Source organism: Anabaena sp. WA102, from assembly GCF_001277295.1.
GTDB classification, from domain to species: Bacteria; Cyanobacteriota; Cyanobacteriia; order Cyanobacteriales; family Nostocaceae; genus Dolichospermum; species Dolichospermum heterosporum.
The window spans coordinates 336,981-353,819 of the sequence record NZ_CP011456.1 but is presented as its reverse complement, the minus strand read 5'-3'; the positions used below and the strand labels follow the sequence as shown (position 1 = coordinate 353,819).

General features: G+C 37.4%; 14 protein-coding genes. 6 read left to right on the top strand and 8 right to left on the bottom strand.

Annotation, left to right across the window (positions count from 1 at the left end):
• Window positions 1-280 precede the first annotated feature (280 nt).
• From AA650_RS01410 to AA650_RS01395, 4 genes are all read right to left on the bottom strand, one after another.
• Window positions 281-2,059, bottom strand: coding sequence for a protein kinase domain-containing protein (locus tag AA650_RS01410; protein ID WP_053537676.1), 1,779 nt, complete (start codon window positions 2,057-2,059; stop codon window positions 281-283).
• Window positions 2,060-2,108: 49 nt separating this feature from the next.
• The gene (locus AA650_RS01405; protein ID WP_053537675.1) at window positions 2,109-2,990 is read right to left on the bottom strand and encodes an ABC transporter permease; all 882 of its coding nucleotides are present in this window, start codon (window positions 2,988-2,990) and stop codon (window positions 2,109-2,111) included.
• Window positions 2,991-3,140: 150 nt separating this feature from the next.
• Window positions 3,141-4,223, bottom strand: coding sequence for a polyamine ABC transporter substrate-binding protein (locus AA650_RS01400; RefSeq protein ID WP_053537674.1), 1,083 nt, complete (start codon window positions 4,221-4,223; stop codon window positions 3,141-3,143).
• Window positions 4,224-5,360, bottom strand: a complete 1,137-nt coding sequence (locus tag AA650_RS01395) for an ABC transporter ATP-binding protein (protein WP_053537673.1) — start codon at window positions 5,358-5,360, stop codon at window positions 4,224-4,226.
• 88 nt (window positions 5,361-5,448) lie between these two features.
• On the opposite strand from AA650_RS01395, the gene mrdA reads away from it, so the two are divergent.
• Window positions 5,449-7,227 carry a penicillin-binding protein 2 gene (gene mrdA / locus AA650_RS01390; RefSeq protein ID WP_053537672.1) on the top strand — a complete coding sequence of 593 codons (1,779 nt, stop codon included), beginning with the start codon at window positions 5,449-5,451 and terminating at the stop codon, window positions 7,225-7,227.
• Between the two features lie 380 nt (window positions 7,228-7,607).
• Here the strand turns inward: mrdA and AA650_RS01385 are convergent, their stop codons facing one another.
• Complete coding sequence (locus AA650_RS01385) at window positions 7,608-8,246, bottom strand: histidine phosphatase family protein (RefSeq protein WP_053537671.1); 639 nt, start codon at window positions 8,244-8,246, stop codon at window positions 7,608-7,610.
• 389 nt (window positions 8,247-8,635) lie between these two features.
• On the opposite strand from AA650_RS01385, the gene AA650_RS01380 reads away from it, so the two are divergent.
• Both AA650_RS01380 and AA650_RS01375 read left to right on the top strand, forming a co-directional pair.
• Complete coding sequence (locus AA650_RS01380) at window positions 8,636-9,898, top strand: FAD-dependent hydroxylase (protein ID WP_053537670.1); 1,263 nt, start codon at window positions 8,636-8,638, stop codon at window positions 9,896-9,898.
• 212 nt (window positions 9,899-10,110) lie between these two features.
• Complete coding sequence (locus AA650_RS01375; RefSeq protein ID WP_053537669.1) at window positions 10,111-10,686, top strand: Uma2 family endonuclease; 576 nt, start codon at window positions 10,111-10,113, stop codon at window positions 10,684-10,686.
• 148 nt (window positions 10,687-10,834) lie between these two features.
• On the opposite strand, the gene lysS is transcribed toward AA650_RS01375, so the two are convergent.
• Window positions 10,835-12,421: a lysine--tRNA ligase gene (gene lysS, locus AA650_RS01370; protein ID WP_053537668.1), complete on the bottom strand. Its 1,587-nt coding sequence runs from the start codon at window positions 12,419-12,421 to the stop codon at window positions 10,835-10,837.
• Between the two features lie 56 nt (window positions 12,422-12,477).
• Window positions 12,478-12,837 carry a VOC family protein gene (locus tag AA650_RS01365; RefSeq protein WP_053537667.1) on the bottom strand — a complete coding sequence of 120 codons (360 nt, stop codon included), beginning with the start codon at window positions 12,835-12,837 and terminating at the stop codon, window positions 12,478-12,480.
• A 789-nt stretch (window positions 12,838-13,626) separates the two neighbouring features.
• Between AA650_RS01365 and AA650_RS01360 the strand changes: the two genes are divergently transcribed.
• Together AA650_RS01360 and queD are read left to right on the top strand one after the other, a co-directional pair.
• On the top strand, window positions 13,627-14,253 hold the full coding sequence (locus AA650_RS01360; protein ID WP_053537666.1) for a 7-carboxy-7-deazaguanine synthase QueE: 627 nt from the start codon (window positions 13,627-13,629) through the stop codon (window positions 14,251-14,253).
• Window positions 14,250-14,681, top strand: coding sequence for a 6-carboxytetrahydropterin synthase QueD (gene queD, locus AA650_RS01355; RefSeq protein ID WP_053537665.1), 432 nt, complete (start codon window positions 14,250-14,252; stop codon window positions 14,679-14,681). Before AA650_RS01360 ends, queD begins: the two co-directional genes overlap by 4 nt.
• A gap of 64 nt (window positions 14,682-14,745) precedes the next feature.
• Here queD and AA650_RS01350 read toward each other — a convergent pair whose 3' ends face one another.
• Window positions 14,746-16,029, bottom strand: coding sequence for an ankyrin repeat domain-containing protein (locus AA650_RS01350; RefSeq protein ID WP_053537664.1), 1,284 nt, complete (start codon window positions 16,027-16,029; stop codon window positions 14,746-14,748).
• A gap of 135 nt (window positions 16,030-16,164) precedes the next feature.
• Here AA650_RS01350 and AA650_RS01345 point away from each other — a divergent pair, with 135 nt between their 5' ends.
• Window positions 16,165-16,635: a DUF4079 domain-containing protein gene (locus tag AA650_RS01345; RefSeq protein ID WP_053537663.1), complete on the top strand. Its 471-nt coding sequence runs from the start codon at window positions 16,165-16,167 to the stop codon at window positions 16,633-16,635.
• The last annotated feature ends 204 nt before the right edge of the window (window positions 16,636-16,839 follow it).

The following is a 16,839-nucleotide window of genomic DNA, read 5'->3' as shown; positions in this document are numbered from 1 at the left end:
GACCAGCCAGCATAAGCTCTTTGATAGCCTTGTTTGAAGTAATTGATAGTAGCATTATTTTGACTATAAGCAGGTTTTATTGTTACAGAACTAAGCATTAATACGTTAGCACTGGTTAAAACACTTGTAAATAAAGCAACACAAAGAACTTTTAGCATTTTAATTTCCTTTAGATATGGAGATTTCCAGTAAGTATATAACGGGTAAACATTATCAAGTATACAAAAATTCTGGCATCTATCGCAAGATAGATATTTAAAATCGAACCAAAAAACCTTACTTAAGTAGGATAATATGGGAATTTTGATAGCAAATTAATGGGAAATTGTTTTGGTGAATATCGGGGATTATACCAAGGCTGTTGATTAAAATATTCTTGTAACCCAGGAGTATCAAACCTGCGACCCTTAACAGCAAAAACTGTATTTCGCATAATATCTAATTCATAACCATCTTTACCTACTAAATCTGCTTCGGTAACTCGTCTTTGAGAAATCCAAAAATAATTCTTGATATTTGTATTCGTGGTATTTCTCGGTGATGTATTAGAGATGGAGACATTAGAAATTTCTTTGAAAAATACCCGATTAGGTGATGTATTTGCATCTTTACTAGCAAGTACACAATAAGAATCTGAATTAACTTTCCCATAGGTTTTTAAGAAGTTGATGCAGTTTGTGATATCATTAAACCGATTAGCATATACTTGATATAAAGGTTTACCTGATAGATTAGGATAATCTGGTATCCAGAATATTCCCGCTTGAGAATAACCCTTTACTTGTAAATTGTCAGATTGCTTGGTTGCAGTTTGTAAATCTGGAAAAGCAGAATCAGCAACAAAATAAATAGAATTATTTAGTGTAGATGAGTCTGATAATTGTTGATTTTTAGTTTCTGTTTTAGCAGAAAATTGAGGTAAAGAACTTTCGGGATTTTTAGATAATAATGTTTTCTGATTTTCTTGACTTGCAGAGGAAGATACTGATGTATTTTTATTATTTGATGATTCAATAGGTAAGGGTGATTTATTAATAGCAAACCCAACAATAATAGAAGCACCAATTAAACCACTGGCAATTACACTAGCAAGAATTATTCCACCTCTAGCGGTATTTTGATTAGTTTGATGAGAATTTTGTACGTCATTACCTGGACTTACTGCAATTGTATTTTCAAGTAATAAAGGAGATGGTGCTGCAATAACCGTAGGTTTTGCTACAAAAGCAGGTGCTACGGGATTTGAGAGCGTTTCCAAAGCTTCTAACATATCTCTAGCAGCAGTGAAGCGTTCTCTAGGATGATAAGCTATAGCTTTATCTAAAATATCCCCAAAATCAACATTCAAATGGGGTGCAAAATGTCGCCACAAAATGTTACCCATAGTTGGTTCAGTTGGTAATTCTTGAGGTATTTTGCCTGTTAATAAATAAATCGCTGTTAATCCTAAACTATACAAATCACTGGAATAAACTGGTCTACCAGATGCTTGTTCACTCGGCATAAATCCAGGTGTACCAATTATAATTGAGCTAGTGGGATTTCCTTGTAAATTAACTACTGTCCCCATTGATTCACGTACAGCACCAAAATCAATTAGCACTGGTTTCCCATCATGATGACGCAAAATTATATTATCGGGTTTAATATCACGGTGAATAATACGTTTTGAATGAACATATTCCAAAACAGGTAACAAAGATAGTAATATTTCTCTAACAGCAATCTCCGTAAGTAGTCCATATTGTTGAATTTTTTCTGTAACAGTATCACCCTCAATTAATTCCTGAACTAAATAAAATTGATCATTAAATTGAAAATAAGCATATAAACTAGGAATTTGATTAGATGTAGAACCAAGTTGTTCTAAAATTGCGGCTTCTCGTTGGAAACGCTCTTGGACTAATTGATAAATTTGGGTATTATTTTGAATCGGTTTTAACTGCTTTATTACACAACGATGTTGAGATGGCATTTGGGTATCTTCAGCTAAATAAGTTTCGCCAAATCCACCACTCCCCAAAGTTCTTAATATTCGATAGCGGTTATTTAATAACATAATTATTAGTTTATTAGGTTTAATTTCATAAAATTTGTAAAGTCAACAATTATTTAGTTTGATCAAATTTAATTACAAAAGAAATGGCAATACTCACCATCAAAATTAATGCCATACTCAATGCTGAACCGAAACCCCAATTTTGACTAGCGCCCAGAAACTGATTATAAACTAACCGCGCAGCGGTCATACTCGAAGCACCACCCAGTAATTCTGGGTCTATAAAATCCCCTAACCCAGTAATAAAAACTAGCAGCGAACCAGCAGTGATTCCTGGTAAAACTTGAGGTACAGTCACTTTCCAAAAGGTTTGCACTGGATTTGCACCCAAATCAGCAGCAGCTTCTAATAGCTGCTTATCTAACTTTTCCAAAGAAGCATATAAAATTAACACCATATAAGGTAACAAGCTGTAACTCATGCCAATTAATACTGCTGAGTTACTGTTCAAAATATTCACAGCAGGTAAACTAAAACTGGCTAATATACTATTTAATAATCCGGTAGGACGTAAAATTGTAATCCATGCGTAAGAACGCAATAAGGAAGAAGTCCATAAAGGCAAAACAAAGGCTAATAATAACAAATTTTGCCACCGTTTTGGTGCTGTCAAAGCAATCCAATAAGCAACGGGAAAGCCTAAAATCAAGGTCATAATAGTAGTTCCAAATGCCAAAAAAAGTGAATTAAATATTACTTTTAAATAAAGTGATTCAAAAATGCGAATATAGTTACCTAATCCACTGGGATTTACTAAATCACCTGGTCGAATATCTGGGACTAAACTTAATTCAAAAATTATTAATGTTGGCAAAACTAGCAACATTAATAACCAAATACCAGATGGTGTTAGTAATCCCCAGGTCGGTAGCCAATTTTTCCAATCAGGTTGTAATTTCTCGATTTTTTTGATGTTGCTAGAAGATTCCATTTGCGAATTAGTGATTATATAGCGGTATGCACTTGAATGAGATATTAAGATTTACGGTAAAAGCCATACGGCAAAATAGTTTACTCCTTCTTTTTTCTTCTGACTACTGAATGGGCGCAGTCCCTGCGCCCCTACTTCCTTAATCATTTTTTAAGTTAGTAATTGAGTCCAATAACGTTCATAAATCTCTTCAAATTTTCCTAAAGGAGTTAGACGTTCACACTTTGCTAAAAGTGATTCAGGAGGAAATAAATTAGTATTCTCTTGAATTGCTTTTGGTAAATTTTCAAATCCTGCCCGATTAGGAGTAGAAATATATAAACGTTCGGAAATTTTCGCTGCTACTTCTGGTTGCAAAATTAAGTTAATCCAGGCATAAGCACCAGCTATATTCGGATTAGATTTGGGAATGACGATGGTATCAGTCCATAATGAAGAACCACTACGAGGAATTACAAATTTGAGCTTGGGGTTTTCTTGAGAAATTTTGACGGCATCAGCAGAATAACACATAGCTATCGCTAAATCTCCCGCCAGAATCTTATTTTGCCAAGCGTCAGTATCAAAAGCGGCGATCGCAGGTTTTAATATCTGCAATTTCTGATATGCTTGTTTAACCTCATTTTCATTTTGGGAATTATAGGAATAGCCCAACATCCGTAATGTTGCACCCATTACCTCTCGCACATCATTGAGTAAGGTAAATCGTTTATTGAGTTTATCTTGATTTTGCCAAAGATACTCCCAATCTTCTGGGGCATTTACCAGTTGTTCTGAGTTGTATAATAAACCCGTTGTTCCCCAATTAAAAGGAAGACTATAACGATTATTCGGGTCATAAGTAGGATTATTAAATTGGGGAAATAAATTATCTAAGCCAATTAAACGGCTATGATCTATTTCCATCAATAACCCTTTTTCCGCCATCTTTTGTACCATATAGTCAGAGGGGTAAATAATGCTATAAGTACCACCACCTCCGGCTTGCAACTTAGCTAACATGACATCATTGGATTCATATACATCTGCTATTACTTTCACACCTGTTTGGGTCGTGAAGGTAGTTATTAATTCTTTATCTGTATATTGAGTCCAGGTATAAATATATAGTTTGCCACTTTGATTAGAGCTAATATAGTTTGACCCCACATTAGCTAGTCGCCAACCACAACTACCTAAAGATAAGGTAGAAAATGCCGCCGTTTTTTTGAGAAAATTACGTCTGTTAGTCATTTAATTTACATCTTGACTAATAGCTAAACAGTCAAATTTTTCCCACCAAGCATAAATGGGTGTATTCCTATCTGGTAAACTAGCATAAGTATTAGGTTGTAAAACATTGAGGTGAACACCATTGATTAATTCCACAACATAATTAACATGAGTCCCTAAATACATGACATTAATTAGCCGTCCCTCAAAACAATTTGTGAGTATATTAGTGGGATAAAGGGAAAGTTGAATTTTTTCAGGACGGACACTAACAACAACACTTTGAGCTATTTCTAGGGGAGTTTGTTCGTGACGACTAACAATCATCGTTAATCCGGTTTTAGTAGAAATTTTCATAGATTCTGCATCTACTTCCACAATTTCACCGCTAAATAGATTAGTATCACCAATGAAGTCAGCCACAAAAGGTGTTTGAGGACGTTCGTAAATCTCGCTAGGAGTACCAATTTGTTCTATTTTGCCTTGATTCATCACCGCAATGCGATCAGATAAACATAATGCTTCTTCCTGATCATGTGTCACCATCACAAAAGTTAACCCTAAATCCTTGTGAAGATTGGATAACTCAACCTGCATCTCCTTGCGAAGTTTTAAGTCTAATGCTCCCAAAGGTTCATCGAGGAGAATAACTGCGGGACGATTAACCAAAGCCCTGGCTAAGGCTACCCGCTGTTGTTGACCACCGGAGAGTTGACTAGGAAGACGCGATCGCAAACTTTCCATTTTTACTAGCTTTAAAGCATCTGTAACGCGACTAGCAATTTCCGATTTGGATATTTTTTTCAATCGCAATCCAAAAGCAATATTTTCCCACACATTCAAGTGGTTAAATAAAGCATAACTTTGAAATACAGTATTCACAGGTCGCCGATAAGGAGGAACATCAGTCATTAACTGACCTTGAATGAGTAACTTACCAGCATCCACCCTTTCAAATCCAGCAATCAAGCGGAGCGTAGTTGTCTTTCCACAACCAGAGGGACCTAAAATGCTAAAAAACTCTCCCTGTCTAACATCCAAATCCACTCCGTGTACTGCGGGTTCTTGGTTGAAAAACTTGAATACATTACGCAATTCAACATCAAGTGGCTGTAGTGGTTTTAAACCTCTTTGATTCTGCATCGCAGTTCGAGCCATAATCTTCAGTAGAATACCCTGATATTTAATCTTGTTCGTTGTCAGTTGTTACCTGTTACCTATTTATCCCAAAAAATTATTTTGGTCTATGGCTATTTTACCATCATTACTTAGTATAACAAAAAATACACGCACAGTTGGACGTGGTGTTCAATCCACATTTGTAATTCTATTCACATTATTAATGTTATCTGGAATTGGCGCTAGATTAATATATTTACAAATTATCGAAGGAAAAAATCACCGCATCCGGGCAGAATCCAACCGCATTCGGATTATTCCCAAACAACCAGAAAGAGGTAATATTTTTGATAGAAATGGTAAATTATTAGCCAGCACCCGTTATCCCCGATCTGTGTATTTATGGCCAATGGCACATACCAAAGCATCTTGGTCGGTAGTTGGTCCACGTTTAGCCAAAATTCTCGACACTCCCCAAACAGATATCGAGAAAATACTTGAACAATCTGCTGTCAATCCTTCATCACTAATTCGCATTGCTCGAAATTTAAACGAAGCACAGGTAACAGCATTAAAGGAGTATGAAAATGAACTACCCGGAGTAGAAATAAATACGGAAGCTGTGCGTTATTACCCTTATGGTCAAGAGTTGGCTCACATACTTGGATATACCCGTGAAGTTACTGCTGAACAGTTGCAAAAAAGGAAAGCTGAAGGCTACCGATTGGGAGATGTTATGGGTCAAATGGGGGCAGAAAAAGCTTATGAAAAATTGTTAAGAGGTGAATGGGGCGGTCAGCAGGTAGAAGTAGATGGTAGTGGTAGTCCTTTACGCGTATTGGGAAGTAAGCAAGCAAAAGCTGGTAATGATTTGCACTTAACTATAGATTTAGATATGCAAATTGCCGCAGAAAAAGCTTTAGGTAAACGCAATGGCGCAATAGTCGCAATTGACCCCAAAAATGGGGCTGTCTTAGCAATGGTGTCTCATCCCACCTTTGACCCCAATATTTTTTCTAAACAAAAACTTTCTCAAAAAGATTGGGAAACCGTTCAAGGTTCTGGTCATCCTTTAGTTAATCGGGCCATTAGCGCCTTTCCTCCAGCCAGTACATTTAAAATTGTCACCACAACGGCTGCACTAGAATCAGGTAAATTTTCTCCTGATACAGTATTACAAACCTACGGTTCTTTAACTATTGGTGGAACTAGGTTTGGTGAATGGAATCACGCTGGTTTTGGTCCTTTAGGTTTTGTCGGGGCGATGCAGTGGAGTAGCGATACTTTCTTTTATCAAATTGCTAAGAAAGTTGGTGGACCAACATTGATTGAATGGACTCGTAAATATGGATTTGGTCGAAAAACTGGTTTTGACTTTACTACACAAGAAGCTAAAGGTTTAGTTCCCGATGAAACTTGGAAACACAAGGTATGGAAAAGAGATTGGACTGTGGGTGATACTATAAATATGTCCATTGGCCAAGGGGCTTTACAAGCTACTCCTTTACAAACCGCTGTGATGTTTGCTGTACCTGCCAATGGTGGCTATCTAGTCCAACCCCATTTATTGAAGGATAATGAAGAAGCTAAAAGCTGGAGAGAATCATTAAATCTCAAACCCACAACGGTCAAAGTTCTCCGGGAAGGATTGCGGAAGGTAGTTAGTGAAGGTACAGGTAAGGTACTAAATGTCCCCAATCTTCCTCTGGTAGCTGGCAAAAGTGGTACTGCTGAAGCTTGGAGAGGAGGGGTTAAAGAAAATCACGCTTGGTTTGGCGCTTATGCACCTGCGGATAAGCCAGAAATTTTAGTGGTTGCCTTTGCTGAACATTCCGGTGGTGGTGGTGGTAGTGTCGCTGCACCCATGATTTTAGAAATCATGGAAAAACATTTTGCTCGAAAATAGGTAATGGGTAATGGGTAATGGGTAATGGGTAATGGGTAATGGGTAATAGGTAATAAGAATAATTCTTTTTCCCTACTCTCTACCCCTGCCTCCTGCTTGCCATAAAAAAAGACCCTGAAATGATCTCCAGGGTACTTACACGTTTTTCAGGCATTAATAAGTTTAAGATTACTCAGCCTCAAGAAATATTGCTACTACCTAAAGTAGAGTTAATGGAAATATTTTGGCTTAAGGGTGAATAAGAAGGTGTTTAAAATTTAAAAAGTTTTGATTTATAGCAACGGTCAAGGTAGTTAGGACATGAATTGTTCGTGTTAACGTACCGTAGGTGAAACTCCGTCCAAAACAGGTTTCTACTCCTGACTCCTGCTATATTATGTTTATGTTCCGGCACGAGAGCGAATATGATCAGGTAGATGATGTCGGTCTCCTAATATTTCCAACAAAGGACCATTCACGTCAAATTTCACCATACTTACTGAAGCGACCAAAATATTTACCCGATAACGATACCGTCCCAAATCAATCCCCAGTAAACTGCAAAGCATAATCCGAATCGTGGCTTTATGGGAAACGACTAAAACATTACCTTGGGAATGTTTTTCTTGAATTTCCGCAATTACAGGCATAGAACGGTTAGCAATATCTACCGCAGTTTCTCCACCAATGGGTGCATTCCAAGCCGGTTCTGTCAACCATTTTACATAGTTTTCTGAGTAATTTTCTTGAGCAAACGATTTACTCTTAGTTTCCCATTGTCCATAACTACCTTCTCTAAGTCCTTCCCGCACCTGCATCTTCATACCAGTAGCATCACAAAATGGCTTGGCAGTGGAAATAGCGCGTTTCATTGGACTAACATAAACCGCTGACCAGTCCAATTTTTGATATACATCAGCAAAACTAGATGCCATTTGCATCCCTTCTTTTGTCAAATCTGCATCAGTTTCACCACAGAAATTACCACTTTGACTAAAAGTAGTTTCGCCATGCCGCAGTAAATATAAATTGAGTGTCATAATTTGTATGGCGATGGGGATAAAAGAATTTGTGCAAAAACAAAATAACATCAATCTCACTATCGAATCTGTAACAGCAGGACAAAGTGATCAACTCAAAAAGTCAATCAGGTAGTAAACCAATACTGTTCACACTTAAAACCAACAAAACGCAACAATTTGTGTAATCTGTGTAAGTAGGTTGGCGTTGAAAATTGTCGTTATGGCAAGGCAAAAGGCAAGAGGCAAGAGGCAAGAGTGAAGAGGGTTTGGGCGATTTTACGTTTCTTTACACAGTTTGGTTTTATTGTGTTCACCTACTTAATCTGTGATCGTTTCCTTTATTTATGTTGATCATCAGTGGCGATCGCGTCACAATAATAATTAAAACTATGTAATTTATCTTCACAATGTCCATCTCCCCGCTTACTCCTACCCTTTCATCCCCCCACGCCCCCACAGAAACCTACTGGGGATATGATTATGATTTGGTCATAGTCGGTGGTGGCATTGTCGGCTTAACCCTAGCCGCAGCTTTAAAAGATTCTGGTTTAAAAATTCTCCTCATTGAAGCTAGAGTTGCATCAGCCGCAGTGGCTAAAGGACAGGCTTATGCTGTACATCTACTGTCCGCCCAAATTTTCCAAGGAATTGGTTTATGGGACAAAATTCTCCCCAACATTGCTAAATATAACCAAGTGCGTCTCTCCGATGCTGATTATCCTGATGTGGTGAACTTCCAAACCGATGATTTAGGGACATCAGAATTAGGTTATGTAGCAGAACACTATGCGCTGTTAGCACCTTTACAGGAATTTGTTCAAAGTTGTGCAAATGTAACCATCTTGTGTCCAGCGGAAGTAGTAAGTACACAAAACGAAAGAGATATAGTTACTATTAATATCAAAATTGGCGACGAAAATCGGATAATTCGCAGTAAATTGTTAGTCGCTGCTGATGGTTCAAAATCTCCCATTCGTCAAGCTGCGGGCATTAAAACCAAAGGTTGGAAATATTGGCAATCATGTATTGTGGCCTTTGTGAAACCAGAAAAATCTCACAATAACACCGCTTACGAAAAATTTTGGTCTAGTGGTCCCTTTGCCATTTTACCCTTACCGGGAAACCGTTGTCGCATTGTTTGGACTGCACCCCATGAAGAAGCAAAAGCTTTGTGTGCGTTGAATGATGAGGAATTTTTAGCGGAACTAACTAAACGCTATGGTCAGCAAATGGGGAAATTGGAATTATTGGGAGACAGGTTTATTTTTCAGGTACAGTTAATGCAGAGCGATCGCTATGTTCTCCCCAGATTAGCATTAATAGGTGATGCCGCCCATAACTGTCATCCCGTTGGTGGACAAGGTTTAAACTTAGGAATTCGGGACGCAGCCGCATTAGCCGAAATCATCCAAACCGCCCATCAAAAGCGTCAAGATATTGGTAATATTTCCATACTCAAGCAATATGAAAGCTGGAGAAAAAAAGAAAACCTTGCAATTTTAGGTTTCACCGACTTATTAGATCGAGTTTTTTCTAACAACTTCTTACCAGTGGTAATAATTCGCCGTTTGGGTTTGTGGATTATGCAAAGAGTTCCCATAGTGAAAATATTCGCCCTGAAATTAATGCTTGGCTTAAAAGGAAAAACTCCACAACTAGCCAAACGCTGAAATCACCAAACTATTCAGCTATCATAGATTGATATTTCCGTCTTTTTTTGATAGCTGATTGCTAAAAATATAGCAGTATGCACTTGAATTAAGATACAGTCAGCAAATCGTAAAGCCTGTAGGGGCGCAGGGCCTGCGCCCTCGATTATATTGCACCAAGCGTGATTACCGCTATAACATCAACCTTATCAATAGTAAAAGGGAGAGATATCATGACTCAAACTTTAGAAAATGCTCTTAATTTAGTAGAAGAAGAACAACGATTCTACCGTCCTGGAGTAAGTTGGGAAAAGTTCCAAGCAATTCAAAAAGCATTTGAAAATGTACCAGGAGTGCGTTTATTTTATTGTGAAGGAGTTTTAGAAATCGTGACTATCAGTAAACCACATGAAGCAATTAGTAGTTTAATGGCTGCACTACTAACCAAACACTTTGAAATAGAGGAAATTGAATTTTTCCCCAGTGGTAGCTATTCGCAAATTGTTCCTGGTATAGTTGAGTATCAAGCCGATTTATCTTATTGTTTTCAAACTGATAAACCTAGACCAGATTTATGTATTGAAATTGTTATTACTAGTGGTAGTCCTATCAAACTGAAGAAATATAAATTAATGCAAGTTCCCGAAGTTTGGTTTTGGGAAGATGGAATGCTGGAAATTTACTGTTTGCGACAAGAAGAATATGAGAAAGTTAATAATAGTGAATTGTTGCCAAAATTAGATTTATCTTTATTGAATCGTTGTCTTTTGTTATCTTCCCCCTTAGAAGCAATCAAAGAATTTCGTTGAGGGATTTAATAGTTGTTATATTATTCCTCGTTCCCTCGTTCCCAGGTTCTACCTGGGAATGCAATCAAAAGGCTCTGCCTTATGCTAACATTAATATGAGGCAGAGCCTCATTAACCGTATTCCCTGTCAGAGACAGGGAACAAGGAATTAAGAAACTTCTAGTTTTTCCTTACCTGCATTCAAAGCCACAACATCTTGTAACCTCGAAATCACAAAATATTTCTCCAAATAAGACAACAAACCACCAGCTTTTGGACCCTTTTCTTTATTCAAGAAAGATAGATACAAAGCCTTAAAAGCAATTGGTTGTTGAATCCCTAACTCCTTAGTAGTCGAGAAAATGATAGTTTGCAATGCCTCAGCTTCCCAATTAGGAATATTTTGCAAATTCTCCATCAACTTTTGCAAATAAGCAACCTGTTCAGAGTTCAAATCATTAGCTTTATCAGGAACTTGTTCCAAATACAGAACTAACTTTTCTTCCTCATCTGCATAATCTTGTAACCACAATTGTGCAGCAGCAATTCTTTGATTAATAATTTCCTGATCATACTCAGTTAAAGGCTGTGGACTACGTTGGACAACCTCATCTTGAATATTTAAACGCGGAACTTGCAACAAAGAAATTAACGTACTAAAATCAAAAGGTTGGAAAGTTTTAACTTCATCCCCTAGTTGGGCGTAAAATAACGGCATTAATTCCTCCGTTAATTCAGGAGATTTAGAATACTTGTTAATTAAAGTATCGTAATCTCTAAATAAACGAGTAGTAGTTTCATAATTTGGCGCAAAATTAATGACAGTTCTTGGCTGAGTTCGCAACATTAAAAAGCGCAGTAATTCCGGTGGAAGTAAAGCCGCAATTTCTTCAGCACTCGAACCAACTCCCTTAGAAGAACTCATCTTTGTCCCATTTACCAGAATAAATTCATAGGGAGAATGAAAAGGAGGTTGCTTTTGTAAAACCTTGCGACTAATCGCATTAGCAACATCACGAGAACCACCTTTTTGAGAATGATCCTTTCCAGCCATTTCAATAGTTACACCCAACACATCCCACTTAGCCACCCATTCAACTTTCCAAGGTAATTTACCATTACCATTAAAAGGAGAAACCCAACCAGAATGTCCACAACCTTTTACATAGTCAGTTGCATCAGGTTTGCAGGTGTAAAATACTTCTGAACCGTTATAATCTGTCGTGACAGTTGTGGCAATCTTACCGCAATTTTCACAAATAACTTGAAAAGGATACCAGTTATTTGGACGGTCAGCTTTGCTTACTTCCTTATAAGCTTCTCTCACCAAATGGGCATTTTTTAAGAAAGTGTCAATATAGGAATTAAGTTTTCCAGAACGATATAAATCGCGGAGAAAATAAGTTTCTGGTTTAATTCCTAAATACTCGAAAACTTCAAAAAATTCACCAATGAAATATTTAGCATAATCACTAGCATCATCACCAGGAGAAGGCACATTACACAGCGGAAAGCCCAAATAAGGAGAAAACTTTTCCTGATCTAAGTATTTTGGAACTGTATCCAGTGCGTCATAGTCATCCACACCATACAAGAACTTGACAGGTTTACCTGCGTGTTTCAATGCCCGGTAAATCACATCATGGATAACCACACCCCGCAAAGACCCAACGTGTACCCGTCCTGATGGAGTCTTAGAATCATTAACTACCTGGTAGCCTACTGCATCAGCAGCGATTTTATCAGCCCAAAACATTTGCTATTTATCTTTTCACAATCTACCCATTTTAACTTTTGTCATGGAGAATAATCTCATTGTTGACTAAGTTCAATAATATTTCTATCTGGATCTTTAATAAAAATCGCCGCGCGACCAGAAGCACTAGCCTGAAAAGGATAATTTTTAGCGATTAACTCATCTTTCACAACCTGCAAATCAACCACAGCAAAAGCAATATGAGGATTCTGTCCCCATTTTTCCTGTTGCTTATCGGTTGGTACAGCAGGCGCAACTATGAGATGAAGTTGATAATTACCGATTTGATACCAGACACCGGGGTATTTTAGAGGGCGTTCTACTTTTTTTAGTCCTAATACCTGACTATAAAAATATTCAGCCTGTTCTAAATCAGTGACTAGAATAGCAGTATGAAGACTCTGTATAATTTGCATTTTTTTGTTTTGTTAAAATATATAGCCATCATATTTGATTTTTGAACATTGCAAAACTCAGATCCCCGACTTCTTAGAGAAGTCGGGGATCTTATTTATTTATTGTTCAAAAAAAATTAATTTTTTCTTTAGGGACTTCCAAGAAATAAATTATCCTGATTAACGAACCACAGAGGCGCAGAGGACACAGAGGAATAAGGGTTTGAGAGATTTTTGCGTTAGGTGGTTGAGTATTTTTTTATTTGGAAGTCCCTTATGATTACTCGAAAGTGCCACAAATGCTCAGAAAACCACACCTAAGATAGATTGATTTATAATCCACGTAGTTTTTATTACATAAAAATTGATAATTCTAATACTTCCCCTTCAAATAAAAAAATGTATATTGTTCAAATCTAGCACAGTAGGAAACATCAAGGCAGAAACAAGGTAATGGTGAAAGATGAATTTACTTCTTTCTACCCTTGTCGTGTAAGAATTTCATCTTGATGTTTCTCTTTTTTAATAATTTCTAAATTGTTGATTTTTATCAAAATCTTATCTGATTAATTATTCTTAAATCCAGCAATATTTACTTAAGTAAAGTATAAATTTTACATAAAAATCCCATACAATAAAAAGAGCATGACTTACGCAATTGGCACATTGGTAGGGTGCGTCAGACTGCGTAAATTCTGCAAATAAACAGATTGTTGATATCTGACGCACCCTACAACTCTTGCGTAAGTCCTACAGATTTTTACTTTTTCTATGGCAAGCTGGTAGTCAAAGAGGTTATGGATTTAAAAAATGTCGTTTTCAGAAATCAAGCTACCAATTCATGAAACTTTTCAAAGTACAGTTCAGGGAGAAGGGTACTGGACTGGTTGCTTAGTAGACTTTATTCGCTTATCTGGTTGTCCAGTTGCTTGTCCTTGGTGTGATACGGGTTATGCTGACCCAAGAGCAAATTTACCCCGAATCGAACGTCCTATTGCTGAACTTCTAGGGGAAATAAAATCTCCCAGAGTGGTAATAACTGGTGGAGAACCATTTATTCATAAGCATTTACCGGAATTAGTACAAGCTTTGTTAGTTGCAGATAAGTTGGTTAGCATTGAAACATCAGGCTCTTTTTGGCAACAAGTTTCCCCCGCAGCCTGGATTACTCTATCTCCCAAGGAACATCTTAACGCTAAATATCCAGTGCAAAGTCAGTTTTGGAGTCGAGCTAATGAAGTTAAGATAATCATAGAAACTGGTAGAGAACTTGATTTTTACGAAAAATATCTATCTACTCACCCTAATTTGCTTGTCTACTTACAACCTGAGTGGAACAGTTCGTCGAAATCACTACCGCTGATTTTCCAGATATTACAACAAAAACCTGACTATAGACTATCTTTACAAACACACAAGTATATCGGAGTACAATGACTAATCAGCAGTGGCTACTAGCTAAGGAATTCCGCTTTGAAGCAGCACATAAATTGCCTTACCATGATGGTAAATGTTCTCGGCTGCATGGACATAGTTGGCGTGGAGTTGTTTATGTAGCTGGTGATAGATTAGTAACAGAAGGTGCTAAACAGGGTATGGTTATGGACTATTCAGAAATCAAAAAATATCTCCAACCCTTGCTGGAGAATTATTTAGATCACTATTATTTAAATGAATCTCTGGGTTTAGAGTCACCAACTAGTGAGGCGATCGCTGCTTGGATTTATGATAAATTAGAACAAGCAGGATTAGCAGGGTTAACAGCAGTCAGAATTGATGAAACTTGCACTTCTATTTGCTTGTATTCTAAAAATCGCATATCTGGCTGGTTGAATTCTGGTGAAAGCATAAATTTACTTCCCTGAATTTAATTTTGAAAATTCTTACCTTGGCGTGAAAATAATTCATATTTACATAATTCAACGTCTATCACTCCTGCGCTCCAGCTTGTCTTAACATATTACAAATACCACGATAATTATTAAATTCGGCAATCATTAAGGCTGTATAACCCCCTTGATTTTTTAAATTTACATCTGCCCCAGCTTGTAATAGCATTGCCACTGCTTGACTATAACCTTCTGCTACAGCTAACATTAAAGCAGTTGCGCCAGCGGAGTTTTGCAGATTCACATTTGCTCCTGTTTCTAATAGTAATTGGAATATTTCGGGATAGTTGGCAGCTATGGCTTTGACTAAAGCGGTTTTACCATCATCTGCTAATTTATTAATATCTGCTCCATAATCAAGTAATAGTTTGACAGTTGGGAAATGTCCTTGGGATACTGCTAAGGTAAGCGCAACTTCGCCAAAGTTTTTCTTTTCCATATCTGCTCCTGCATCTAGTAAAACTGCTACTATGTCGCTATATCCCTGGAATGCGGCTATTAATAAGGGTGTATCTCCCAAATGGTTTCTAATTTGCACATCTGCGCCCCGTTGGATTAATATTTTGACTACATCTATATATTCTTCGACAACGGCAAGATGTAAGGCTGTTTCACCTTCTTTATCTTGATGATTAATTTCCGCACCTGCATCTAATAAAGCGGTGATAATAGCAGTATTTCCCGTTGCTGTGGCTGCTAATAATGCTGTTCCATGATCAACGTTTTTGATGTTAACATCAGCACCAGATGATAACAATGCTTGGACTATTTCTAAATAGCCTAAATCTGCGGCAATTATTAGTCCTGTATCACCCTCTGGATCTTGACTATTGACAATATGGTTATTTTGTGATAATGCTTTAACTACTGTTGGATGTTTGTGTTTTATGGCTAGTTTGAACGCGGTATCATCATCTTTGTCGGTAATGCTTATGTCAGCACCGGCGGCTAATAAAATTTGTACAATCTCAAGATGACCTTTCAGTGCTGCTATCATTAATGCGGTACTACCATCATCGTTGGTAGCATTGACATTTGCCTCGTTAGAGACTAATAATTTGACAACATCTATTTGATTAGCACTAGCAGCCAGCATTAGTGCTGTTAAATTATAGGTTTTTCTGGTTAAGTTAATGTTAGCACCGGCATCCAAGAGCGATCGCACAATTTCTGTATAACCTAAATTCGCCGCAAACATCAATGCTGTAGTTCCATTTATATCGCTAATATCCACATTAGCACCGTCGGACAGCAGCGTAAATACTTCCTGTATATCCCCAGTTTTCACAGCCTTTAACAACGAATTATCTTGATTTTCTATCATTGGTTAGATCCTGTTTCGGTAGATGTGACTGATTCCAACTCCAGATTACACTTTGGCAAGATTGAAAAATTTCTACGTAAGAAAAATAAATGTATGCTAAGTTTTATGAAGATTTAATAATCGGAAGTAAAAAATATGGCTTTTGAACTAACTCCAACAATCAGATTCTGGTTGAACTTTGCTCACCCAGTTACTATGTGGGTACTATTAGCACTTTCCTTGTATGCTGCATATTTAGGATTACAAGTACAGCGTACCAGAAATGCTCAGGGAGAAGAAAAGAAAGAACTAGTTAAAGGGCGTTATACCATCAAACATCACCAAATTGGTTCTATTATGTTAGCTCTGATGGTGGCAGGTTCAATTGGTGGTATGGCTGTTACCTACATTAATAATGGTAAGTTATTTGTCGGACCCCATCTATTAGCCGGATTAGGGATGACAGGTTTAATAGCTTTTTCCGCATCTCTATCTCCTTTTATGCAAAAAGGCGCAAATTGGGCGCGGATAACTCATATATTGTTAAATTTTGCTATTTTAGGGCTTTTTGCATGGCAAGCCTTCTCTGGTGTCGAAATTATCCAAAGAATCCTCACTAAAGCATAGATTGTCAATTCTCAATTTGTAGGGTGCGTCAGACTCGATAACTTGGTAAAAAACAGATTTCCTCTATCTGACGCACCATAATCCATCAGTTATTCCCTAAGAGGATGTTTGAAAAGTTTTTAATGTATAAACAAACCCCTCTCCAAACCTCTCCCCGAAGCGGAGAGAGGCTTTGAAACCCCCCTTCCCAGCCTTCGGCACGCT